The 19,804-nt window shown below is 62.8% G+C and carries 23 protein-coding genes and 1 tRNA gene; 14 read left to right on the forward strand and 10 right to left on the reverse strand.

All coding sequences use genetic code 11. From position 1 onward, the window contains the following. Positions 1–39 precede the first annotated feature (39 nt). The 8 genes from bioB to SM764_RS13290 all read left to right on the forward strand — a co-directional run bounded on the left by bioB (position 40) and on the right by SM764_RS13290 (position 9,221). Entirely contained in the window at positions 40–1,032 is a 993-nt protein-coding gene (bioB, locus tag SM764_RS13255) for a biotin synthase BioB (protein ID WP_369001992.1), read from the forward strand. Then, positions 1,029–2,204 carry an 8-amino-7-oxononanoate synthase gene (locus SM764_RS13260; protein WP_369001993.1) on the forward strand — a complete coding sequence of 392 codons (1,176 nt, stop codon included), beginning with the start codon at positions 1,029–1,031 and terminating at the stop codon, positions 2,202–2,204. Before bioB ends, SM764_RS13260 begins: the two co-directional genes overlap by 4 nt. Next, on the forward strand, positions 2,201–2,830 hold the full coding sequence (gene bioD / locus SM764_RS13265; protein ID WP_369001994.1) for a dethiobiotin synthase: 630 nt from the start codon (positions 2,201–2,203) through the stop codon (positions 2,828–2,830). The genes SM764_RS13260 and bioD overlap by 4 nt, the downstream gene beginning before the upstream one ends. A gap of 15 nt (positions 2,831–2,845) precedes the next feature. Continuing rightward, positions 2,846–4,141 carry an adenosylmethionine--8-amino-7-oxononanoate transaminase gene (gene bioA / locus SM764_RS13270; protein WP_369001995.1) on the forward strand — a complete coding sequence of 432 codons (1,296 nt, stop codon included), beginning with the start codon at positions 2,846–2,848 and terminating at the stop codon, positions 4,139–4,141. A gap of 378 nt (positions 4,142–4,519) precedes the next feature. Next, positions 4,520–5,479 carry an ABC transporter substrate-binding protein gene (locus SM764_RS13275; RefSeq protein ID WP_065273013.1) on the forward strand — a complete coding sequence of 320 codons (960 nt, stop codon included), beginning with the start codon at positions 4,520–4,522 and terminating at the stop codon, positions 5,477–5,479. Between the two features lie 11 nt (positions 5,480–5,490). Further along, positions 5,491–6,546, forward strand: coding sequence for a quaternary amine ABC transporter ATP-binding protein (locus SM764_RS13280; protein ID WP_369001996.1), 1,056 nt, complete (start codon positions 5,491–5,493; stop codon positions 6,544–6,546). Further along, the gene (locus tag SM764_RS13285) at positions 6,543–8,579 is read left to right on the forward strand and encodes an ABC transporter permease (protein WP_369001997.1); all 2,037 of its coding nucleotides are present in this window, start codon (positions 6,543–6,545) and stop codon (positions 8,577–8,579) included. Before SM764_RS13280 ends, SM764_RS13285 begins: the two co-directional genes overlap by 4 nt. 120 nt (positions 8,580–8,699) lie before the next feature. Then, positions 8,700–9,221 carry a DUF2478 domain-containing protein gene (locus SM764_RS13290; protein WP_274830050.1) on the forward strand — a complete coding sequence of 174 codons (522 nt, stop codon included), beginning with the start codon at positions 8,700–8,702 and terminating at the stop codon, positions 9,219–9,221. 290 nt (positions 9,222–9,511) lie between these two features. Here SM764_RS13290 and SM764_RS13295 read toward each other — a convergent pair. Continuing rightward, positions 9,512–9,595: transfer RNA gene (locus SM764_RS13295), tRNA-Tyr, on the reverse strand. Positions 9,596–9,715: 120 nt separating this feature from the next. Here SM764_RS13295 and rlmB point away from each other — a divergent pair. The 4 genes from rlmB to SM764_RS13315 all read left to right on the forward strand — a co-directional run bounded on the left by rlmB (position 9,716) and on the right by SM764_RS13315 (position 12,256). Beyond that, positions 9,716–10,507 (forward strand): 23S rRNA (guanosine(2251)-2'-O)-methyltransferase RlmB, encoded by a 792-nt coding sequence (gene rlmB / locus SM764_RS13300; RefSeq protein WP_065273016.1) that lies wholly within the window; start codon positions 9,716–9,718, stop codon positions 10,505–10,507. Between the two features lie 104 nt (positions 10,508–10,611). Next, positions 10,612–10,863, forward strand: a complete 252-nt coding sequence (locus tag SM764_RS13305) for a hypothetical protein (protein WP_274833000.1) — start codon at positions 10,612–10,614, stop codon at positions 10,861–10,863. A 123-nt stretch (positions 10,864–10,986) separates the two neighbouring features. Further along, a complete protein-coding gene (locus SM764_RS13310) occupies positions 10,987–11,475 on the forward strand; it encodes a YHS domain-containing (seleno)protein (protein WP_369001998.1) in 489 nt (162 codons plus the stop codon). Between the two features lie 310 nt (positions 11,476–11,785). Beyond that, positions 11,786–12,256: a CoA-binding protein gene (locus SM764_RS13315; protein ID WP_369001999.1), complete on the forward strand. Its 471-nt coding sequence runs from the start codon at positions 11,786–11,788 to the stop codon at positions 12,254–12,256. A gap of 242 nt (positions 12,257–12,498) precedes the next feature. Here the strand turns inward: SM764_RS13315 and SM764_RS13320 are convergent, their stop codons facing one another. The 4 genes from SM764_RS13320 to hisA are packed head-to-tail and all read right to left on the reverse strand — an operon-like array spanning position 12,499 to position 14,643. Continuing rightward, positions 12,499–12,816 (reverse strand): phosphoribosyl-ATP diphosphatase, encoded by a 318-nt coding sequence (locus tag SM764_RS13320; RefSeq protein ID WP_065273020.1) that lies wholly within the window; start codon positions 12,814–12,816, stop codon positions 12,499–12,501. 15 nt (positions 12,817–12,831) lie between these two features. Beyond that, positions 12,832–13,593, reverse strand: a complete 762-nt coding sequence (gene hisF / locus SM764_RS13325; RefSeq protein WP_274868177.1) for an imidazole glycerol phosphate synthase subunit HisF — start codon at positions 13,591–13,593, stop codon at positions 12,832–12,834. A 2-nt stretch (positions 13,594–13,595) separates the two neighbouring features. Next, the gene (locus SM764_RS13330; protein WP_369002000.1) at positions 13,596–13,916 is read right to left on the reverse strand and encodes a hypothetical protein; all 321 of its coding nucleotides are present in this window, start codon (positions 13,914–13,916) and stop codon (positions 13,596–13,598) included. 4 nt (positions 13,917–13,920) lie between these two features. Further along, the gene (hisA, locus tag SM764_RS13335) at positions 13,921–14,643 is read right to left on the reverse strand and encodes a 1-(5-phosphoribosyl)-5-[(5-phosphoribosylamino)methylideneamino]imidazole-4-carboxamide isomerase (protein WP_274833024.1); all 723 of its coding nucleotides are present in this window, start codon (positions 14,641–14,643) and stop codon (positions 13,921–13,923) included. 158 nt (positions 14,644–14,801) lie between these two features. On the opposite strand from hisA, the gene SM764_RS13340 reads away from it, so the two are divergent. Further along, on the forward strand, positions 14,802–15,200 hold the full coding sequence (locus SM764_RS13340; RefSeq protein ID WP_274830042.1) for a DUF2147 domain-containing protein: 399 nt from the start codon (positions 14,802–14,804) through the stop codon (positions 15,198–15,200). A gap of 48 nt (positions 15,201–15,248) precedes the next feature. On the opposite strand, the gene SM764_RS13345 is transcribed toward SM764_RS13340, so the two are convergent. The 3 genes from SM764_RS13345 to SM764_RS13355 all read right to left on the reverse strand — a co-directional run bounded on the left by SM764_RS13345 (position 15,249) and on the right by SM764_RS13355 (position 17,591). Beyond that, positions 15,249–15,500 (reverse strand): WGR domain-containing protein, encoded by a 252-nt coding sequence (locus tag SM764_RS13345; RefSeq protein WP_274830041.1) that lies wholly within the window; start codon positions 15,498–15,500, stop codon positions 15,249–15,251. Between the two features lie 159 nt (positions 15,501–15,659). Beyond that, positions 15,660–16,655, reverse strand: a complete 996-nt coding sequence (locus tag SM764_RS13350) for a calcium-binding protein (RefSeq protein ID WP_369002001.1) — start codon at positions 16,653–16,655, stop codon at positions 15,660–15,662. A 399-nt stretch (positions 16,656–17,054) separates the two neighbouring features. Next, the gene (locus SM764_RS13355) at positions 17,055–17,591 is read right to left on the reverse strand and encodes a peroxiredoxin-like family protein (protein WP_065273024.1); all 537 of its coding nucleotides are present in this window, start codon (positions 17,589–17,591) and stop codon (positions 17,055–17,057) included. A 136-nt stretch (positions 17,592–17,727) separates the two neighbouring features. On the opposite strand from SM764_RS13355, the gene SM764_RS13360 reads away from it, so the two are divergent. Next, positions 17,728–18,456, forward strand: coding sequence for a helix-turn-helix transcriptional regulator (locus tag SM764_RS13360; protein WP_369002002.1), 729 nt, complete (start codon positions 17,728–17,730; stop codon positions 18,454–18,456). 30 nt (positions 18,457–18,486) lie between these two features. On the opposite strand, the gene hisH is transcribed toward SM764_RS13360, so the two are convergent. Continuing rightward, entirely contained in the window at positions 18,487–19,125 is a 639-nt protein-coding gene (gene hisH, locus SM764_RS13365; protein ID WP_274830038.1) for an imidazole glycerol phosphate synthase subunit HisH, read from the reverse strand. Between the two features lie 73 nt (positions 19,126–19,198). Further along, complete coding sequence (locus tag SM764_RS13370; protein WP_369002003.1) at positions 19,199–19,789, reverse strand: TetR/AcrR family transcriptional regulator; 591 nt, start codon at positions 19,787–19,789, stop codon at positions 19,199–19,201. Between the last annotated feature and the right edge of the window lie 15 nt (positions 19,790–19,804).

Raw genomic sequence — 19,804 nt, forward strand, 5'->3', positions numbered from 1 at the left:
TTGAATAATTAATCTATAAATGGAAATGGGAGGTCCCAGATGCTGGATGCTGCGCCGATCAGAACCGACTGGACACGTGCCGAAGCTGAGAAAATCTATAATCAGCCCTTCATGGATTTGTTGTTTCAGGCGCAGTCCGTGCACCGGCAGGCCTTTGACCCCAATCAAGTGCAGAAATCCAAGCTTTTGAGCATCAAGACCGGCGGCTGCCCCGAGGATTGCGCCTATTGCAGCCAATCCGCGCGCAATGGTGCAAAACTCTCTGCCAGCAAGCTGATCGAGGTGGAGCGGGTGATCGCCGAGGCGAAAAAGGCCCGGGACGCAGGCGCCACGCGCTATTGCATGGGGGCGGCCTGGCGCAGCCCGAAAGAGCGCGACATGGCGGCGCTGGAGGCGATGATCCATGGGGTCCGGGAGCTGGGGATGGAGACCTGCATGACCTTGGGCATGCTGGAGGAGGATCAGGTGTTCCGCCTGCGCGATGCGGGGCTGGATTACTACAACCACAATATCGACACCTCGGAGCGTTACTATTCCGAGATCATCACCACCCGCACATTCGCCGACCGGATCGAGACCCTGAATCGGGTGCGCGAGGCGGGGATCAAGGTCTGCGCGGGCGGCATCGTCGGCATGGGCGAAGAGCAGATGGACCGGATCGACATGCTGCTGGCTCTGGCAACGCTGGATGAACACCCGGATTCGGTGCCGGTTAACATGCTGATCCCGATTGCCGACACGCCACTGGCAGACGTCCAGAAACTCGACCCGATCGAATTCGTGCGCACCATCGCGCTGGCGCGGATCCTGATGCCGAACAGCCATGTGCGCCTGTCGGCAGGCCGCACCGACATGAGCGATGAGCTGCAGGCGATGTGTTTCTTTGCTGGGGCCAATTCGATCTTTGTCGGGGAAACGTTGCTGACAGCGGACAACCCCGAAGAAGACAAGGATCAGCAGTTGTTCGACCGGCTGGGTCTGGTGGCCATGGCTGCCCATTGCGAAGGGCGGATTGGCGAGGCGGGCGAATGAATATCGCCGCAGCCGACCCCACCGCCGATCCCGCCGCGGCTCTGTTTCCGCGTCAACAGGCGCTGCTCACATCTCTTGCGGATCAGGACCGCTATCGCCGCCTGATCCCCCGGGCGGGGCATGATTTTTCATCGAACGATTATCTTGGGCTTGCGGCCAGCGATGAAATGCGCGCCGCCGCGATGGCGGCGTTGCAGCGGGGTGTGCCCGTCGGTGCCGGCGGCTCCCGCCTGCTGCGCGGCAATGACAGCGAACACCAACAGCTTGAGGAAGAGGCGGCGGCCTTCTTTGGCAGTGAGGCGGCGCTCTTCATGGGCGGCGGTTTCAACGCCAATGTGGCGATCTTCGCGACCCTGCCACAGCGCGGCGATCTGGTGCTATATGACGATCTGATTCACGCCAGCGTCCGAGAAGGGATGCGGCTGGGCCGGGCCGAAACGCAAAACTTTGCCCATAACGATGTGGCTGATGCGGCGCGGGTGATCTCTGACTGGCGCGCGGCGGGCGGCATCGGGCAGGTCTGGATCGCGGTCGAGGCGGTCTATTCCATGGATGGCGATCTGGCGCCACTGACCGAGCTGATGGCGCTGGCCGACGCGTCCGGCGGAGTTCTGGTGGTGGACGAGGCTCATGCCACCGGCCTGTTCGGACCGCAGGGCCGCGGGCTGGCGTATGACATCGCGCATCGGCCCAACGTCATCAGCCTGCACACCTGCGGCAAGGCGCTGGGTGCCTCGGGCGCGCTGATCTGCGCGCCGAAGGTGCTGATCGACATGCTGATCAACAAGGGGCGGATTTTCATCTTTGCCACCGCGCCATCACCGCTCAATGCCGCGCTGGTGCGGGCATCGCTGGCCTTGCTGCAGCAGGATGCGTCGCGCATCGACCGTGCCTGGGAGGTGATTGATCATGCCCATGCCGAGGCTGCGCGCCTGTGCGGTCTGACCGGCTTTGCCTGTCAGATCCTACCAGTGATCACAGGCGGGGACGGGCGCACGATGCAGCTGGCCTCGGATCTGCAGGCGCTTGGATATGACATTCGCGGCATTCGCCCGCCGACGGTCCCTGCGGGCACCTCGCGGCTCAGGGTGTCGATCACGCTCAACACTTCAAAATCGGTGGTGACGGAAATGTTCACCGATCTGGCACAGGTGCTGGAGCAGCGCCCATGAGCCGCACATTGGTGGTGACCGGAACCGACACCGGCATCGGCAAGACGGTGATTTCCGCTGCACTGGTGCAGGCGCTGGGCGCGACCTACTGGAAACCGGTTCAGTCCGGTCTTGAGGAGGAAACCGACAGCGCGTTCGTGGCGCGCATGACCGGGCGCAAGGTTCTGCCCGAAGCATACCGGCTGCAGCTGCCTGCTTCGCCGCATCTGTCGGCCGAGGCTGAGGGGGGCGAGATCTCGCTGGCCGAGTTTGCATTGCCCGAAGGCGCGGGCACCCTGGTCGTCGAGGGCGCCGGCGGCGTCATGGTGCCGCTGAACCGGCGTGAGCTGTTTCTCGATCTCTTTGCCCATTGGCGTGCGCCTGTGGTGCTTTGCGCGGCGACACGGCTCGGCACGATCAACCATTCGCTGCTCTCGCTGATGGCGCTCAAGGATCTGGGATGCCCTGTCGTCGGCGTGCTGTTCAGTGGCGATCCCGAACCCGAGGTGGAGGACACCATCTGTCAGTTCGGCCAGGTGCCGCATCTGGGACGGCTTCCGCACCTGGATCCGCTGACCCCGGTGACGCTGGCCGAGGCCTGCGCCGCGTATGTCGACCTTGCCACCATCCGCATGGCGCTGACCTGAAGGAAGGACATCCCGATGAACCCGCCGCTGACCCCGCTGGAGTTTGACCAGAAACACCTCTGGCACCCCTATACCAATGTCACCAAACCCGGCCGGACCTTTCTGGTAAAGGAAGCGGAAGGCGTCCATATCACGCTGGAGGACGGCACCCGTCTGATCGACGCCATGTCCTCGTGGTGGTGCATGATGCACGGGCACCGGCATCCGGTGATCACGGCGGCCATGAAGGCACAGATCGACACCCTGCCACATGTGATGTTCGGCGGGTTAACCCATGAGCCGGCGGTGGAGCTGGGACGGCGGCTGCTGGAGATCACGCCGGACAGCCTGCAGCGGATCTTCTACTGCGACAGCGGCTCGGTCTCGGTCGAGGTGGCGATGAAGATGGCGGTGCAATACCAGCACGCCATGGAGCAACCGGGGCGCAGCGAATTTGCCACGGTGCGCTCGGGTTATCACGGTGACACCTGGAAGGCGATGAGCGTCTGCGATCCCGACACCGGCATGCACCACCTGTTTCAGGGCGCGCTCAGCGTTCAGCATTTCGTCTCTCGCCCGCCGGTGGCGATGGGGCGGGACTGGAACCCGGACCCCGAGCAAAACGGCCTCGGCGAATTGCGCCGGGTGCTGGAGGCCGGGCAGGACCGCATCGCCGGGTTTATCCTGGAACCGGTGGTGCAGGGCACGGGGGGCATGTATTTCTACCACCCCGAGTACCTCAATCAGGCGCGGGCGCTCTGCGATGAATTCGGCGTCTTGCTGATCTTTGATGAGATCGCCACTGGCTTTGCCCGCACCGGACAGATGTTCGCCACCGATTTCTGTTCGGTTGAGCCGGATATCCTGTGCCTCGGTAAGGGGCTGACAGGTGGGCATATTTCCTTTGCGGTGACGCTGACCAATGACCGGGTGGCGGAAGGCATCGGTGGCGGCAATCCCGGTATCTTCATGCACGGACCGACCTATATGGCCAATCCGCTGGCCTGCGCTGCTGCCTGCGCGGCGATCGATGAGCTGACCGGGCAGGATTGGCGGGGGCGCATTGCAGATATCGCGGCGCAGATGCAGGCAGAGCTGGCCCCGGCGCGCGACCTGCCAGGGGTGCGGGATGTGCGGGTGCTGGGGGCGATTGGCGTGATCGAGATGGATCATCCGGTATCCGCCGATGACGCCCATGCGCTGGCGCCGGACACCGGCGTGTTCCTGCGTCCCTTTGGTCATAACATCTATACGATGCCGCCATTTATCAGCACGCCAGAACAGCTGAGCGCGGTGACCGCAGCGATGCTGCGGCTTGCGCGGGTGCTGTAACAACCTGAAACTAGAAAGGTGCGGCCGATCATCTGTGCCGCCCCTGATTCTTTCTGAGGCGCGCATCGCTAGGCGGAGGTACGGGTTATCCGGTCTCAAAATTGAATTTCCATCCAAAAATTTAAATGGAAAATCAAGAAAATGCGCCGGCAGCGCCGTGAATGCTCGACAAATGGTCGTATTAAAGGCAAAACCTTGTCCTGTAGCCGGTCACACTGGATCATCAATACGCTGAGATGAACGGCTTGGACCGGCGGTGGCGAAACGGCAGATGGCGGCCGATGGGCTGCGCAGTCCGCGACACCAGACGACCACAATCACATAAGGGCGCGGGACTTCGGGTCCGCCTGATGCGCCCACAGAACGGGGATGACATCCATGAAATCAACTTCTTTTGCACTGGCGCTGGGCGCTTCTGCCATGCTTTCCGGTGCCGCGGCAGCGGCTGATCTGGGTGCGGTGGACACGCCGATCAAACTGGCGGTCAACGAATGGACTGGCCAGCACGTCACCACTCATATCGCTGGTGAGATGCTGAAGGCTGCGGGCTACAAGGTCGAATATGTCTCGGCCGGCATGATGAACCAGTTCCAGGCGATCGCGGATGGTGACATCCACGCGACGCTGGAAATCTGGTCCTCCAACGTGTCGGACGAATACGCCAAGAAGGTCGCCGAAGGCACCGTCGAGGAACTGGGTGATCTGGAACTCGACGCCAAGGAAGGCATCGCGTACCCCGCCCACGTGGCTGAGCTGTGCCCGGGTCTGCCCGCATGGGAGGCGCTGAAGGCCTGCGCGCCGCAGTTCGCCACCGCCGAAACCCTGCCGCAGGGCCGTCTGGTGGATTACCCGGCCGACTGGGGTACCCCCGGCGCCGACCGCATGGCCGGTCTTGACCTGCCCTTCAAGGCGGTTCCCGCGGGTTCCGAGGCCGCGCTGATCGTCGAGCTGCGCGCCGCGACCGAGCGCAAGACGCCGCTGCTGATCACCTTCTGGCAACCCCATTGGGCGATGTCCGCCTATGACGTGAAGTTCGTCGACCTGCCCGAGGGCGAAGAGGCCTGCTTTACCGATCCGGCATGGGGCCCGAATCCCAACGCGGTCAACGATTGCGATTTTGCCCCCTCGCGCATCTTCAAGGCGGGTTGGTCCGGTCTGGCCGAAACCTGGCCCGCAGCGCATGAGATCCTGTCGTCCTACACGTTGGCCGTTGAAGACCAGCAGCCGATGATGGGCGCCATCGACGTTGATGGTGGCAGCGTCGAGGAAGTGGTTGCCGACTGGATGGCGGCCAATGAGGACAAGTGGCGTCCGGTCGTGGACGCCGCGCTGAAGTGAGCCAAAGCGCCGTGAGTGACACGTCGACACCAGCCATCACCTGCCAGAATGTCTGGCAGGTGTTCGGCGCCCATGCGGACAGTGCTCTGAAGCAGGCGCTGTCTGAAACTCAAACTGCCGAAGAGGCTGCCGCGGCGCTGCGCGCCAAGGGGCTGACGCCCGCGGTGCAGGACGCCACATTAGACGTGAAAGAGGGCGAGTTGTTCGTCATTATGGGGCTCAGCGGGTCGGGAAAATCGACGCTGATCCGCTGTATCTCGCAGCTCTTGCCGGGCACCGGCGGCGATATTCTGATCGACGGCGAAAACATCCGCACCGCCAGCCCGAAACGGCTGATCGAGCTGCGCCGAAACAAGCTGGGCATGGTGTTCCAGCACTTCGGCCTGTTCCCGCATATGAGCGTGGCCGAAAATGTCGCCTATCCGCTGAGGGTGCAGGGGATGCGCAAGAAAGACCGGCTGGCGAAGGCGCAGCAGGTGATCGAACTGGTCGGCCTTGGCGGGCGCGAAAAGAATTTCCCACGTGAACTGTCCGGCGGGCAGCGCCAGCGGGTCGGCATCGCGCGCTCCCTCGTGGCGGATTGTTCCGTCTGGTTTCTGGATGAGCCGTTTTCGGCTCTGGATCCGTTGATCCGTCGCCAGTTGCAGGATGAATTCCTCGACATTCAGGCCAAGCTGAAAACCACAATCGTCTTTATCACCCATGATATCAATGAGGCGCTGAAGCTGGCCGACCGCATCGCCATCATGCGCGATGGCAAGATCGTGCAGATCGGTACGCCTTCGGACATCGTGCTGAACCCGGTGGATGACTACGTGCGTGAATTCTCCAAGGATGTCGCCAAGGGGCAGCACGCTCATGTGGCCTCGGTCATGCAAACCGGCGGGGATCTGTCCCATGGCCCCGACGATCCGGGTTTGCGCCGCGACATGACGCTGGATGCGGCGCTGGCGCGCTGCATGGAGCTGTATGAACCCGTGCCGGTGCGTGACGAAAATGGCGCGCTGCTGGGCGTGGTGAATCCGGCAGATCTGGCGGCGGCCCTGCAGGTGGATCCGGCGGCATGATGACGCTCAGCAAAGGCAGCCGCGCCGCGCTGAGCGCGCTGGTGGTGGGTATTCTGTGTCTGGCGCTGGAAGGCGTCGCGCCTTGGCTTGTTTCATTCCCCAAAGGCTGGGTGCTGCCCGCGACCGATTGGGTCGGCAGCGGGATGGAGAGCTTTCTGGCCCTGATCAAACCGGCAGCCCGAATGTTTTCTGCTCTGATGGCCTATCCGATGGAGGCCGCAGGCTGGATCTTGAGCGAAACGCCCTGGCCATTGCTGATCGCGGCCACGGTGGCGCTGGGCTGGCGCCTCGGGGGGCTGGCGATGGCGCTGATGGCTGCGGTGGGGCTGGGTGCGGTGCTCGCTTCGGGTTACTGGCCCGAAAGCATGAACACGCTGGCGCTGGTCTCGGTCTCGGTGCCGCTGGCGCTGCTGGTCGGCGGTGCCATTGGCGTGCTGGCCAATGAATACCCCCGAGTGCGGGCGCCGGTTCAGGCGCTCCTGGACGTGATGCAGACGGTGCCGACCTTTGCCTATCTTACGCCCCTCTTGGTGCTTTTCGGCTTTGGCCCGGTTGTGGGGCTGATCGCCTCGGCCATCTATGCGGCACCGCCGATGGCTCGCAACGTGATGTTGGGGCTGGAGCGGATCGAACCGGAGATCAAGGAAGCCGCTGTCATGGCAGGCGGCACCCGCATGCAACAGCTGTTCCAGGTCGAGATCCCCGCCGCGGCGACGCAGATCATGGTGGGCGTCAATCAATGCCTGATGGCGGCCCTGTCGATGGTGATCATCGCTGCTGTCATAGGCGGTTTTGACGATATTGGCTGGGAAGTGCTGCTGACCATGCGCAAGGCGCAGTTCGGCGCCAGCCTGCTGGCCGGTTTTGTGATCGTGATCTTTGCCATCCTGATCGACCGGATGAGCGGCACGCTCGCCGATGAAAGGCGCCGCAGCTATGACGGGCGCGTGTCGCTGGCGATCCTTGTGCTGGGCGCAATCGTCAGTTTGGCCTTTTACGGCCAGCTGCAGCATCCGGGCGACTATGCGCTGTTCGACAGTACGGCGGATCGTGTCGACGCAGGGCTGTCGGCCTTTACCAGCGCCAATGCCGAGCTGCTGACCAGCGTCAAGAACGGCGTGATGTTCTACGTGCTGCTGCCGCTGCGGATCGGGCTTGACCAGGCGGTGCTGCCTTTCACCTGGGGCTTTGTCTGGACCGCGGGGATGAGCCTTGCGCTCTTTGCTGCAGGCGCCGTTGCAGGATTGTACTGTGCCTATCGCGGCAAGCTGACGCTGGGTGTGGTGATCCTGATCGCCACGGGCATGCTGGAAACGGGAATTTCGCAGCTTCCCTGGCCCTTTGTGCTGGTCGGGGTAGGGGCTTTGTCCTTTGTTGCAGGCGGCGTGCGTCTGGCGGCGCTGTCTGTGGTTCTCCTGATAACGGTCCTGCTGTCTGGCCTGTGGGAACGGGCGCTGCTGTCCCTGTACCTGTCGGGGGCTTCGGTCTTTGCCTGCGCGGTGCTGGGCGGCGCCATCGGGCTTGCCTCGGCAGTCTCACCCATGGTCTGGCGCGTAGTGCGTCCCATTTGTGACATGCTGCAGACGATCCCGCTGTTTGTCTTCCTGATCCCGGTGCTGATGGTGTTCCAGATTGGCGAGTTCTCGGCCTTTCTCGCCATCATGGCCTATGCCATCGTTCCGATGATCCGCTACACCCGGCATGGTCTGACCGAGACACCCGCCGAGATGATCGAGGCCGCGACCGCTTCGGGCGCGACCCGCTGGCAGATGATGCGCGATGTGCGGGTGCCCTACGCGGCGCCGACCATCCTTCTGGGGCTCAATCAGACCATCCTTTATGCCTTTGCCATGCTGGTGATCGCAGCGCTGATCGGCACCACCGGACTGGGCCAGTCGATCTACCTCGCGCTGGGGCAGGCGGATGTGGGGCTGGGCATCTCTGCTGGCGCGGCGATGGCGATTCTGGCGCTGATTGCTGACCGGATCGTGCAAGGCTTTGCCGAGGAACGCCGCCACGCGCTGGGTCTCTAAGCCACCTTTCTTGCCGCGCTGCCCCTCTGGTGGCGCGGCAAATGCCCCTCTGGCCCACTCCCTGAAACCGCGCTAGGATCTGTTTCGCTGAACAGAACCACAACCAAGTGAGGTCTCCCGATGAGCCTGGCCTATGTCATGACCACTGAACGCGGCGCCACCGACCGGCTGCTGACCGCGCTGGCCGAGCGTTTGCAGACGCGCGGGCTGCGTCTGGCGGGAATCGTTCAGACCAATACCGAATGCTATGATGACAAGCTCTGCGACATGGATGTGCGGGTGCTGCCGGGGGATGAGGTGATCCGCATTTCCCAGTCTCTGGGGCCAGAGGCCCGCGGCTGCCGCTTGAACCCCGGTGCGCTGGAGCAGGCGGTAGGGCAGGTCACCGAGAGCCTTGCTCAGACGCCCGCACCGCAGGTGCTGCTGGTCAACAAGTTCGGCAAGCACGAGGCCGATGGCCGCGGCATGCGCCCGGTCATTGGCGAGGCGCTCGCCATGGGTATCCCGGTCGTTTCTGGCGTCAATCGTATGAATGTGGAGGCTTTCAAGGATTTCTCCGGCGGTATGGCAGAGGCGGCTGAGGCCGATCTTGATGCGCTGGAGGCCTGGGTGATGCAGGCGGTCAAAACCCCGGCAGAGTGACGCCTCAGGGCGCGGTCCCCACTGCCGAATATCAGTGGTTTTTGAAGATTGACCCGGTCCTGTACCGGGTCTTTTTTCATCCTGCCGGGGGCGGGGCCTTTAGGGGAATCTGACCCGAAACCGATGCCCGTTATGGGGGCAGGGGAAGGGGAATATGAGGCTGGAAACGGGGCAAAACCGGCTGCCAGAGCTGAAGCGATGGGCAGTGCTGTATTGGGAGGCCTAGACCCGATACGGGCGGATGCCACCATCGTTCCCGATGAAAATATCAATCATTTCAAGGAGGAAGATGGTGGGCGACCCTGGAATCGAACCAGGCGTGCGTCTCCGCGAGGGAGTTACAGTCCCCTGCCACACCTTGCGGCCTGTCGCCCACTGTCAGGTGAGTGTTGCACCTAACGTGGAGGCGTGATTACTAGCGGCACCAACGGGCGTCAACAGGAAAATACCAAGTTTTCTGCGCTGGCCTGAAATTCCTTTTGTCGGAGAGAGCAATGTCGAAGAAACCCACCAAGAAACCCCAGTGGGTCATCGAAAAGGAACAGGCCAAGAAGGCAGGCGCGAGCGAAACCGTCTGGCTGTTTGGCCTGCACGCGGTGCGCGATGCGCTGATGAACCCGCGCCGGGAGAAACTGCGGCTGATCGTGACGCTGAATGCCCAGAACAAGCTGGAAGAGGCCATCGCTGCCGCCGGGATCGAACCCGAGGTGGTCGATCCGCGCAAGTTCAACGCGCCGCTGGATCCCAATTCGGTGCACCAGGGCGCGGCGCTGGAGGTGAAACCGCTCAACTGGGGCAGTCTTGCGGAAAACTGCATCGGCGCCGAAGTGCCGCGGGTTCTGCTGCTGGACCGGGTGACTGACCCGCATAACGTTGGCGCGATTCTACGTTCGGCCGAGGTGCTGGGTGCCAGCGCCGTGATCGGCACCCGCCATCACTCGGCGCCCGAAACCGGCGCTCTGGCGAAAACCGCCAGCGGCGCGCTGGAACGTCAGCCCTATCTGCGGATGCGCAACCTCTCGGATACCATCACCGAGCTGCAGAATATGGGCTTTCTCGTGCTGGGCCTCGATGGCGAGGCAGAGCAGACCATCGAACAGGCGCTGGAAGGGCGCAAGGACCGCCCGGTGGCGCTGGTGCTGGGAGCCGAGGGACCGGGTCTGCGGCAAAAGACCAAGGAAACCGTGGATCAGCTGGTGAAAATCGACTTTGCCGGGGGATTCGGATCGCTCAACGTCTCAAATGCTGCGGCAATCGCCCTATATGCTTCCAGAGAAAGATCCTAAGCGGACAGGAGGTAGGCATCGCACATTCCAGCATTTCCGGAGGTAAGATCCTCAGTTGTTGTTACTGCGGCGTTCAATCGGCCTTTGTGCCGGGTGGGCGTGGCATGTCCACGCTGATATGCGGAACCTGCGGGGCGCCGCTTTCGGCGCAAAAGGCCCGGCCTCTGGCGCCGGGCAAGGGGGCCAAAACCCCGGCGACGGCTGTGCCCGCGTCGCGGTCCAAGATTTCGCACCAGCCTGCGCCGGTGAAACCCGCCTATAAGCCGAAGAAGAGCAAGCCGCGCAAGAAACGCAAAAGCATGTTTCAAAAGGTGTTGTCTGAGGCCTTTGACGTGATCGAGGATATTTTCGACTGAGGCAGGCTGGTGGGGTTTACCGGACGCCTTTCCGAATGAGATCAGACCGGCCCTGTGGCCGCAGACACACGGCGTTCACTTATTCGTAACACGCCTGTTCAGCCTGATACGCATGAGGCAGAATTGGGTCATCTCAAATTGATCCTGTGGAGTCGTCTCTTGTTTCTGCGCCTGTTCGTTCTGGTTGCTGCCGTCCTGTTGTCCGTCCCGCCCCGGGGCGCGCTGGCGGATTCGCCCCTGTTTGCGGCGCGCGAAGGGGTGGCGCTTGGCGGTTATGACACGGTGGCCTTTTTCGACGTCGGAGAGGCCGTGGCGGGGCAGGCACGCTATTCCGTTGTGTGGAAAGGTGTCATCTGGCGTTTCGCGTCTCAAAGCAATCAGATCCGGTTTGAAATGAACCCGCGTGCCTATGCACCGATGTTCGGTGGCTATTGCGCCTCTGCCATGGCGCGGGGCGTGTTGAAGGCCGGGGACCCGCAGCTGTGGGTGATTGTTGACGGGCGGCTGTTCCTTTTGAACAATGAGGGGGCGTTGACGCGGTGGCGGGCACAGGCGGCGCAGCTGATCGCCGAAGCCGACGCCCATTGGCCCGCTGCCTTGCACCCCGAGTAAAGGGATCTGCGGCGACAATTGGTGACGTAAGCCCTTCAAAGCCCCTGCAAAACCCTTCCGAACATCGAGCCCCTTTAAAAGCCTATCCCGAAGACCCACATATAATTCAGGGCTGCGGAACGGAACATCCGTAGACCTTTTTCACTGTCCCTCGTTCCATACCTCGCGCCCGGGATCCCTTCCGGGCGCTTTTTTCTTTTTGGGGATGCCGATGTGCTCATCGGCCGGTTCGTTATTGCCGTCGGTTTTCCGTCGCCCAATGCCGCGAATTTGGCTTTTCCACGCGGCGGCAGCACAGTAGGGTCTGGCCATGACCAGCTATAGCGACGACCTTTTGCGCAAGATTTTGAAACGGACCCGGACCATCGCGGTGGTGGGGGTGTCGATGAATTCTGTGCGCCCCAGCTACTATGTGGCACGCTACCTTGGCCTCAAGGGCTACCGGGTGATTCCGGTCAATCCCGGCCACGCGGGCAAGCGGCTGTTCGGCGCCACCGTGCGCGCCAGCCTGGCAGAGATCGATGAACCGGTACATATGGTCGATATCTTCCGCCGCTCTGAAGCGGTACCACCCATTGTGGATGAGGCGCTCGAGCTGTTCCCGGATCTTCAGACCATCTGGATGCAGATCGGCGTCGAGAACGCCGAGGCCGCCGCCAAGGCCGAGGCGCGCGGCGTCGACGTGATTCAGAACCGCTGCCCCAAGATCGAATACCAGCGCCTGTTCGGTGAACTCCGCATGGGCGGGTTCGCCACTGGTATCATTTCCTCGAAACTGTAGGGCGCTGGGGGGCTCCCGCCCGTCGCGCGTCACATCAAAGATATAAAGGCTCCCGTTGGGCCGGGCGCCGCGCTGACGCGCGGCGGTTTTCTGCTGAGAAACGCTTCAGGGGCAGCACTGCCCTGAAGCGCCATGGCGAGTGTTATCCGATCTGTTCCGCCTCAAGGGTGAACCGCGCCTTGCGCGGCCGCTGGCGCGGCCCTTGACCCGGATCAGATCGGGCATTTGCTTTGATGGTGTTGTCAGCCCTTGGGGCGAGCGGCCTTTTCTGCGATGCCGCTGAGGCCCTGACGTTCGGCCAGAACGGCAAGGACCTCGTCCAGTGCCACATCTCGGGCGGCCAGCATCACCAGGAAATGATAAAGCACATCGGCGCCTTCACTGGCGAGTTTCGCCTTGTCGTCCTTCACCGCTTCGATAATCGCCTCGATGGCTTCCTCACCGAACTTCTCGGCGCATTTCTCGGGCCCCTTGGACAGGAGTTTTGCGGTCCAGGAGCTGCTAGGGTCCGCGCCCTTGCGGGATTGGATGGTGGTTTCGAGGTCGTGCAGCAGGGTCATGGCGGTGGGCCTTTCTCAGCCGAGGCGCATCGGGATACCGGCGGCGGCCATGTGCTCCTTGGCCTCCTGAATGGTATATTCGCCGAAGTGGAAGATCGAAGCGGCCAGCACCGCCGAGGCGCCGCCCTTGGTGACACCTTCGACAAGGTGGTCAAGTGTGCCGACCCCGCCCGAGGCGATCACCGGCACATCCACCGCGTCCGAGATCGCGCGAGTCAGGGGCAGGTTGAAGCCGGATTTGGTGCCGTCCCGGTCCATCGAGGTCAGCAGGATCTCGCCTGCGCCCCTGGCCACAACGGTCTTGGCAAACTCCACCGCGTCGATACCGGTTTCGCGGCGCCCGCCATGGGTGAAGATCTCCCATTTGCCGGGGGCGACGGTCTTTGCGTCGATCGCCACCACGATGCACTGGCTGCCGAATTGCGCGGCTGCCTCGGCCACCACATCGGGGTTGGCGACGGCGGCGGAGTTGAAGGAGACCTTGTCGGCCCCGGCCAGCAGAAGCGCGCGCACGTCTTCCTTGGTGCGTACTCCGCCGCCCACGGTGAGCGGTACGAAGCACTGCTCGGCGGTGCGGCGCACCATGTCGAACATGGTGCCGCGGTTTTCATGGGTGGCGTGGATGTCGAGGAAACAGATCTCGTCAGCGCCCGCCGCATCATAGGCCTTGGCCGCCTCCACGGGATCGCCCGCATCGCGCAGGCCGACGAAGTTCACGCCCTTGACCACGCGGCCATCAGCGACATCGAGACAGGGGATGATGCGGGTTTTCAGCATCTTCAGCTCTTTCTTTTCCGGAGTGCGCCGATCAATGCCAGAATGGCCCAGGAAAGACCAGCGCCCATGACAAAGGGGGCAAAGACAAGTGGCCCCCAAGCCGCGAATATTCCCAGCGCATAGGCCGTGTCGCTGATATCGCGGCCAAGGAGGAGGCAGGGCGCGGCAAAGCCTTCGTTGATGGAGCAGCCAAGAACCGTGCTGAGGAACAAGACCGCGCCAAAGGCCAGCGCCCAGAGCAGGATGGGGCCAAGGGTCAGCAGCGCAAGGATGCGATGCGCATTTCGTCCGATGGCTGGTCCTTGTCCCGGCTCCTGCGCCATGGGATCAGCCTTTCAGGATGGCCAGCGCCTCAGCGAGGTCGATGGCGCCGTCATAAAGCGCGCGGCCCGAGATGGCGCCATTGAGCGGTGCACCGCAGGATTTCAGCGCTCGAAGGTCCTCAAGCGAGGAGACCCCGCCGGAGGCGATCACCGGGATCGAGACCGCATTGGCCAGATCGGCAGTGGCCTGCACGTTGGGGCCCTTCATCGCGCCATCGCGCATGATGTCGGTGTAGATGATGGCGGCAACGCCTGCGTCCTCGAAGGATCGTGCAAGATCGGTGACCATCACGTCGGTTTCCTCGGCCCAGCCTTTGGTTGCGACCTTGCCGTTGCGGGCATCGATGCCGACGGCGACCTTGCCGGGGAATTCGCGCGCTGCGTCGCGCACCAGATCGGGGTTTTCCACCGCTACAGTGCCAAGGATCACCCGGGCCAGCCCCTTGTCGATCCAGTTTTCGATGGTCTTCATGTCGCGGATGCCGCCGCCCAGCTGTGCGGGCACCTTGCATTGCTTGAGGATTTCCTCGACCGGGGCGGCATTCACCGGCTCACCTGCAAAGGCACCGTTCAGATCGACGAGGTGCAGCCATTCGCAGCCCTTTTCGACGAACTCCAGGGCCTGGGCGGCGGGGTTGTCGTTGAACACTGTGGTCTTGTCCATGTCGCCATGCAGAAGGCGCACGGCCTGGCCGTCCTTGAGGTCAATGGCGGGATAAAGGATCATGTCGCTGGCCTTTGTCATCAATGGGCGCCGCCGGGCTGGCGGCAGGGTTTTGCCGGTTCTATGGCACGGTCGGCGCCGGGATTGCAACGCGACCCAAAGTCAAGCTTGCCTGAAAACCACATGCCGCGCCAAGGTGGGGCAAACAGGGAGGTTTTGAGATGAAGACAGTTACATTGGGTCTGGCGCTGGCCATGTCGCTGGCCACGGGTGCGCTGGCCGATCAGGTCGCCGGCAAATGGAAGACCGAAGAGGGTGATGAGGGTGGTTATTTGCACGTGGATATCGCGCCCTGCGGAGCCAGTATTTGCGGCACCATCGCCACCGCCTATGACGCAAATGGCGGCGTGTCGGCGGATTACGAGCATCTGGGCAAAAAGCTGATCTGGGATATGAAGGCCGATGGTGGCGGCAGCTATTCGGGGGGTAAGATCTGGGCGCCCGATGCGGACAAGACCTACAAGTCCAAGATGTCGCTGGACGGCAACCGCCTGACCGTCAAGGGGTGCGTCGCAGGCGGGCTGATCTGCCGGGGACAGACCTGGAACCGGGTCAACTGAGAAACGGGTGAAGTGATCTCCCGCCGCATGGATGCGCCGGGACGTGGATCATAGCAGCCCAAGCTGAACCGGGATCGGCACAAAACCACGGCGGACTTGCCGGTCCCGCACCGTTTCGAACAGATGCATCGCCTCGGCGTGCTGGTTGAAATAGGCGCGCCGTTCCTGACCTCCGGGGGCGGCGATCGGACCCAGGGCCTGTTCGACGCACCAGTCGCCAAACAGGGTCTGGCTTAGCCGCAGCACGCAATAGCGGTGGCGGCCTTCGATATGGTCGAATTTTTCCAGTCTGATCTGCAAAGTGGAGGGGCCTGAACGGGTTTCACACCGGTTCCATATGCCGCGAAGCGGGCGCCCTGTCCATCGCCGTGCCGTCACAATTGCCGTATGTTTGATTGCTGTGCAGCATTGGCTGGGGCCAGCCCCCTTATTCGGGAGCTGGCGGAGAGGTGGGAGTGATCAGAAGAGGAAATCATCCGCCGTGAGGTCATCCAGGCTGACGCCGTTCAGGATGATGACGTTCTGCCCATCATCGCCCATATCGTAGATCACGCGGCTGCCCGTGTCGGTCGCGGAATCGACAAAGGCGTCGAGGCTGGTCGCCTCACCCGTGAGAGCAGAGAGGTCCAGCACGTCCTCACCAATGGTGAAGTCCCGGACCACGTCGCGGCCAAAGTCGCCTTTGAAGATAAAGGTATCCTCGCCGCCGCCACCGACCAGCTTGTCGCGGCCGCCGCCGCCGTTCAGCACGTCGTTATGCGAGCCGCCGAACAGTTTGTCGTTATGGGCGCCGCCCAGCAGAGTATCCTCGCCTTTGCCGCCTTTCAGAGCGTCGCGGCCAACACCGCCTTTCAGCTTGTCGTCATGTCCGCCGCCAAGGAGGGTGTCACGGCCCTTGGCGCCGATCAGCACATCCTCGCCGCGGTTGCCCTGCAGGTTGTCATTGCCCGCGCCGCCCTTCAACCGATCGTCATTGGCATAGCCGCTGAAGCTGTCATCGCCACCGGAGCCGAAGAAGCGGATGTTCTGCGCTTTCAACTGGTCGATCAGCGGTTCGAAATCCGCGTCCAGCATGCCGTAGATCAGCGCCGCCGAAGCATCGGCGCCATCGACAGCGGGGGCGAATTTGATGGAATAATCCAGCTGCTCCAGCGCGATGTCCTGAGTGCCGTTCTCGGCGTCGGTTGCGGTGGCGCCATAACCCAGTTCAATTCCGCTGACTGTCCCGCTGAGCGTGTGGGTGCTCATGCTGTAAACAATGTCGTCGCGCAGGATATAAGCCTGTGCATCCGGGGTGGCGGTGTCGGTGATCTGCGCTTCGGCACCGGCGTAATCGCCGCCCAGACCGTTGGAGAAGACCCCGCGCCCGGCGGATTCGAAACTGGCGCTGAAGTCTTCGATATAGGCGGTGAAGTCGGTAACCTGGCTGTTGCCGGTTGTGATGGTGATCGTCATGGCATCTCCTGTGCCGACCTTCCGCTGATCGCATGACAAGCGTCAGATGGGGCCGGGCGTGACCGTGTTCGCGTTGCAAAATTCAAATGATTTGCTGGGTCGGGGATGCGGCAGAGCTGCTGCATGGTGACTGGGCATTGGGCCACAGAGTCCGGTACCTGGCAGGGCTGTGCTACAAAGGCAGATAAAAATTGTCAAGAAAAGGTGGCTGGAAATTGCGGTTGTGCGTGGGAAGGCGTCGGTTCGCCTAGCGCAAACGCCGGTGCCGGACTGCGGGAGGGCAGCCCGGCGGGAACAACGCGCCAGATTGGAAGCTTCACCCGCGGCGCGTTGATCTCTGGGACCGGTCCGACTGCTCCGTCAGACCGGACTATCAGGTAGGCCTATCAGGCAGGCCGATCAGACGGCGCCGGTGTATTCGCCGCGCGCCGGATAGTCGTTGGCGATGGCGAAATCGAGGGCCGACACCAGTTCCGAGAAATGCGGACGCACGAAGGGCATGGTCTGAACCGAGCCGTAGTAGAGGGTCTGCTCGGGGGTCACCATGAACAGGCCGGGTTCAGAGAACAGCGCGGGCTCTTCCAGACCGATCGAGGTAGTGCCACGCGAGGTCGAGATGTAAAGGCCCCATTCCTTTGCCACGTCCAGCGGCAGATCATAGGCAAAGCGCAGGGATTTGGCTTCGATCTTGTCGGCCATCGCCTGGGTGCGCTCTTCGCCATCGGCGCTGATGGCGATGGTGGCAACGCCGCGCTCAGCGAAATCGGCGGTCTTCTTTTCCAGCTCTTTCAGGTAGTTGGCGCAGATCGGGCAGTGCAGGCCCCGGTAAAAACAGATGACGGTGCCGCGTTCGCTGTCTGCCTTGGACAGATCAAAGGTGCCGCCGCCGAGCAGCGGCAGGGACAGGTTCGGGGTTTTCTGGCGGGGGATCAGCATAGCAGGTCTCCGAGTATGAATGTTGCTGCCGCATAAGCGGCCGTGAGTGATGGTGGTGGCCTTGTGCAACGGATTTGTGCTTGAAAAATCCGAAAAATCTGACAAAAACACCGGAACTCTGCACGGGAGAGAGATGATGGACAGATTGTCGAGCCTGATGGCGCGGTTTCGCATGACGGTCGAGGTGGCAGCGCCGGAGGCGGCAAACCTGCGTGTCTATACCGACTCGGACGGGGCGTTGGCGCGACTGGTGTTCTTTGCCGGTGGGGCGGTGCCGCAGGCAGAAGACGGACCCAGCCTCGCGCTGCGGGTGGACTGGGCTGGAGAGCATAATCCTCTGGTGGCTGCATTGCCGGTGCGGGTCGATGTGGCTTTGGCTGACGCGACAGGGCTGTGCGCGGTGCTCGATCTAATGCAGCAGGAACTGGCCGTGCACCGCTGCGGGGCTGAGAGTATTCTGGCCAGCCTTGGCCAGGCGGCCATGGTGCGGCTGTTGCGGCACCTAATCGAGGTGGGCACGGCGGAGCCGGGCCTGTTGGCGGGGCTTTCTGATGCGCGGCTGGCCCGCGCCATCGTGGCGATGCATGACCATCCGGGCCGGGTCTGGACCACGCAAGATCTAGCGACCGAGGCGGGCCTATCCCTGTCACGGTTTTCCGAGTTGTTTTCCCAGCAGGTCGGGGAAAGCCCGATCCACTATCTGCGGCGCTGGCGGCTGACGCTGGCGCGTCAGGACATGCTGCGCGGCGACCGGGTCGAGGCGGTGGCACGCCGCTATGCCTATGATTCCCCCGAAGGCTTCACCCGCGCCTTTCGCAAGGCCTATGGCTGCGCTCCGGTGTCTTTGCGCAAAAGCGCAGCCTAGGCTGCAGGCAAAATGACGGGGGCAGGAGGCTCAGGGCGCCCAGGTCAGGAAATTGCCGATCATGCGAAGGCCGACGTGCTGGCTTTTTTCCGGGTGGAACTGCATGCCCAGCATGGTGCCCTTGCCGATGACAGCGGTGACATCGCCGCCATAGTCCACATGCGCCAGCCGCTCGGTCGGATCGGCGACGCGGAAATGGTAGGAGTGCACGAAGTAGCAGTGATCGCCAGATGAAATGCCCGCAAAAACTGGGTGATCGTGGTCGATCACCAGATCGTTCCATCCCATATGCGGCACCTTCAGGGCGGGATCCTCGGGGGTGATCTTCACAACGTCGCCGCCCACCCAGTCCAGGCCGGGGGTGTCTTCGTATTCATGGCCGGTGGTGGCCATCAGCTGCATGCCGACGCAGATTCCAAGGAAAGGACGTCCCTTGTCCTCGACCGCGTGGACCATGGCATCATAGATGCCCTTGTGACCGCGCAGCTCGGCGGCGCAGGCGGGAAAGGCACCATCGCCGGGCAGCACCAGACGGTCTGCGCGGGCCACCACATCGGCGTCGGATGTGACCACAACCTCACCCGCGTCCATTTCGCGCGCCATGCGCTGAAAGGCTTTTTCGGCAGAGTGGAGATTGCCGCTTTCGTAATCGATGATCGCCGTCAGCATGGGGCCTGGTCCTTCCTGTCTTGCGTCTTTGAAGTGGCCGGAAACCGTCCCGGGGTCAAGAGGGCGCTACAGGCTACAGTCGGTCCAGAAGGGCGATCACCTGCGTCAAAGGGCCGTCGTCGATGGGGGGGGGCGGGTTGCCGAACTCCCCGGCGAGGTAGAGCAGGGTAAACCCGTGGATCAGCGACCAGATCTGGGTTTCCACCACCAACCGGTCCTGACCGGGCGCCACAAAGGGCGCGGCCACCGCGCGTAAGGTCAGATAGGCGTCGGCCTCTTCCTTGCCGCCGCCATGGACCAGACCCGCAAGTCCCTGGTCGCCAAAGATCACCGCGAGGATGCCGGGATGATCCAGCCCGAATTGCAGATAGCCCCGGCACAGCGAGTGGACCCGCCCGTGGGGATCCTGTGCGCCGCTGTCGCAGGCGCTTTGCAGGTAGGAGGAAAACAGACGGAAGCCTTCCTCGGCGATGGCTTGTTTCAACCCCGCCAGCCCGTCGAAATGATGCGCGGGCGCCGCGTGCGACACCCCGGCGCGTGCAGCGCATTTGCGCAAAGACAGCGCGCTGAGGCCGCCTTCCTCCAGGAGATCGATACCTGCTTTGATCAGAGCGGCCTTCAGGTCGCCGTGGTGGTGGCGGCTTTTCACGTCTTCTTTTGTCATGCGGCAGGTATCGCC

Origin of the sequence: Pseudophaeobacter sp. 1A16562, from assembly GCF_041008785.1 — a bacterium.
GTDB classification, from domain to species: Bacteria; Pseudomonadota; Alphaproteobacteria; order Rhodobacterales; family Rhodobacteraceae; genus Phycobacter; species Phycobacter gallaeciensis_A.

Excerpts from the sequence above, each read along its gene's own strand:
- bioB (WP_369001992.1), top strand. The coding sequence starts at position 40 with ATGCTGGATGCTGCGCCGATCAGAACCGACTGGACACGTGCCGAAGCT.
- SM764_RS13260 (WP_369001993.1), top strand. The coding sequence starts at position 1,029 with ATGAATATCGCCGCAGCCGACCCCACCGCCGATCCCGCCGCGGCTCTG.
- bioD (WP_369001994.1), top strand. The coding sequence starts at position 2,201 with ATGAGCCGCACATTGGTGGTGACCGGAACCGACACCGGCATCGGCAAG.
- bioA (WP_369001995.1), top strand. The coding sequence starts at position 2,846 with ATGAACCCGCCGCTGACCCCGCTGGAGTTTGACCAGAAACACCTCTGG.
- SM764_RS13275 (WP_065273013.1), top strand. The coding sequence starts at position 4,520 with ATGAAATCAACTTCTTTTGCACTGGCGCTGGGCGCTTCTGCCATGCTT.
- SM764_RS13285 (WP_369001997.1), top strand. The coding sequence starts at position 6,543 with ATGATGACGCTCAGCAAAGGCAGCCGCGCCGCGCTGAGCGCGCTGGTG.
- SM764_RS13290 (WP_274830050.1), top strand. The coding sequence starts at position 8,700 with ATGAGCCTGGCCTATGTCATGACCACTGAACGCGGCGCCACCGACCGG.
- rlmB (WP_065273016.1), top strand. The coding sequence starts at position 9,716 with ATGTCGAAGAAACCCACCAAGAAACCCCAGTGGGTCATCGAAAAGGAA.
- SM764_RS13305 (WP_274833000.1), top strand. The coding sequence starts at position 10,612 with ATGTCCACGCTGATATGCGGAACCTGCGGGGCGCCGCTTTCGGCGCAA.
- SM764_RS13315 (WP_369001999.1), top strand. The coding sequence starts at position 11,786 with ATGACCAGCTATAGCGACGACCTTTTGCGCAAGATTTTGAAACGGACC.
- SM764_RS13320 (WP_065273020.1), bottom strand. The coding sequence starts at position 12,816 with ATGACCCTGCTGCACGACCTCGAAACCACCATCCAATCCCGCAAGGGC.
- hisF (WP_274868177.1), bottom strand. The coding sequence starts at position 13,593 with ATGCTGAAAACCCGCATCATCCCCTGTCTCGATGTCGCTGATGGCCGC.
- SM764_RS13330 (WP_369002000.1), bottom strand. The coding sequence starts at position 13,916 with ATGGCGCAGGAGCCGGGACAAGGACCAGCCATCGGACGAAATGCGCAT.
- hisA (WP_274833024.1), bottom strand. The coding sequence starts at position 14,643 with ATGATCCTTTATCCCGCCATTGACCTCAAGGACGGCCAGGCCGTGCGC.
- SM764_RS13340 (WP_274830042.1), top strand. The coding sequence starts at position 14,802 with ATGAAGACAGTTACATTGGGTCTGGCGCTGGCCATGTCGCTGGCCACG.
- SM764_RS13350 (WP_369002001.1), bottom strand. The coding sequence starts at position 16,655 with ATGACGATCACCATCACAACCGGCAACAGCCAGGTTACCGACTTCACC.
- SM764_RS13355 (WP_065273024.1), bottom strand. The coding sequence starts at position 17,591 with ATGCTGATCCCCCGCCAGAAAACCCCGAACCTGTCCCTGCCGCTGCTC.
- SM764_RS13360 (WP_369002002.1), top strand. The coding sequence starts at position 17,728 with ATGGACAGATTGTCGAGCCTGATGGCGCGGTTTCGCATGACGGTCGAG.
- hisH (WP_274830038.1), bottom strand. The coding sequence starts at position 19,125 with ATGCTGACGGCGATCATCGATTACGAAAGCGGCAATCTCCACTCTGCC.
- SM764_RS13370 (WP_369002003.1), bottom strand. The coding sequence starts at position 19,789 with ATGACAAAAGAAGACGTGAAAAGCCGCCACCACCACGGCGACCTGAAG.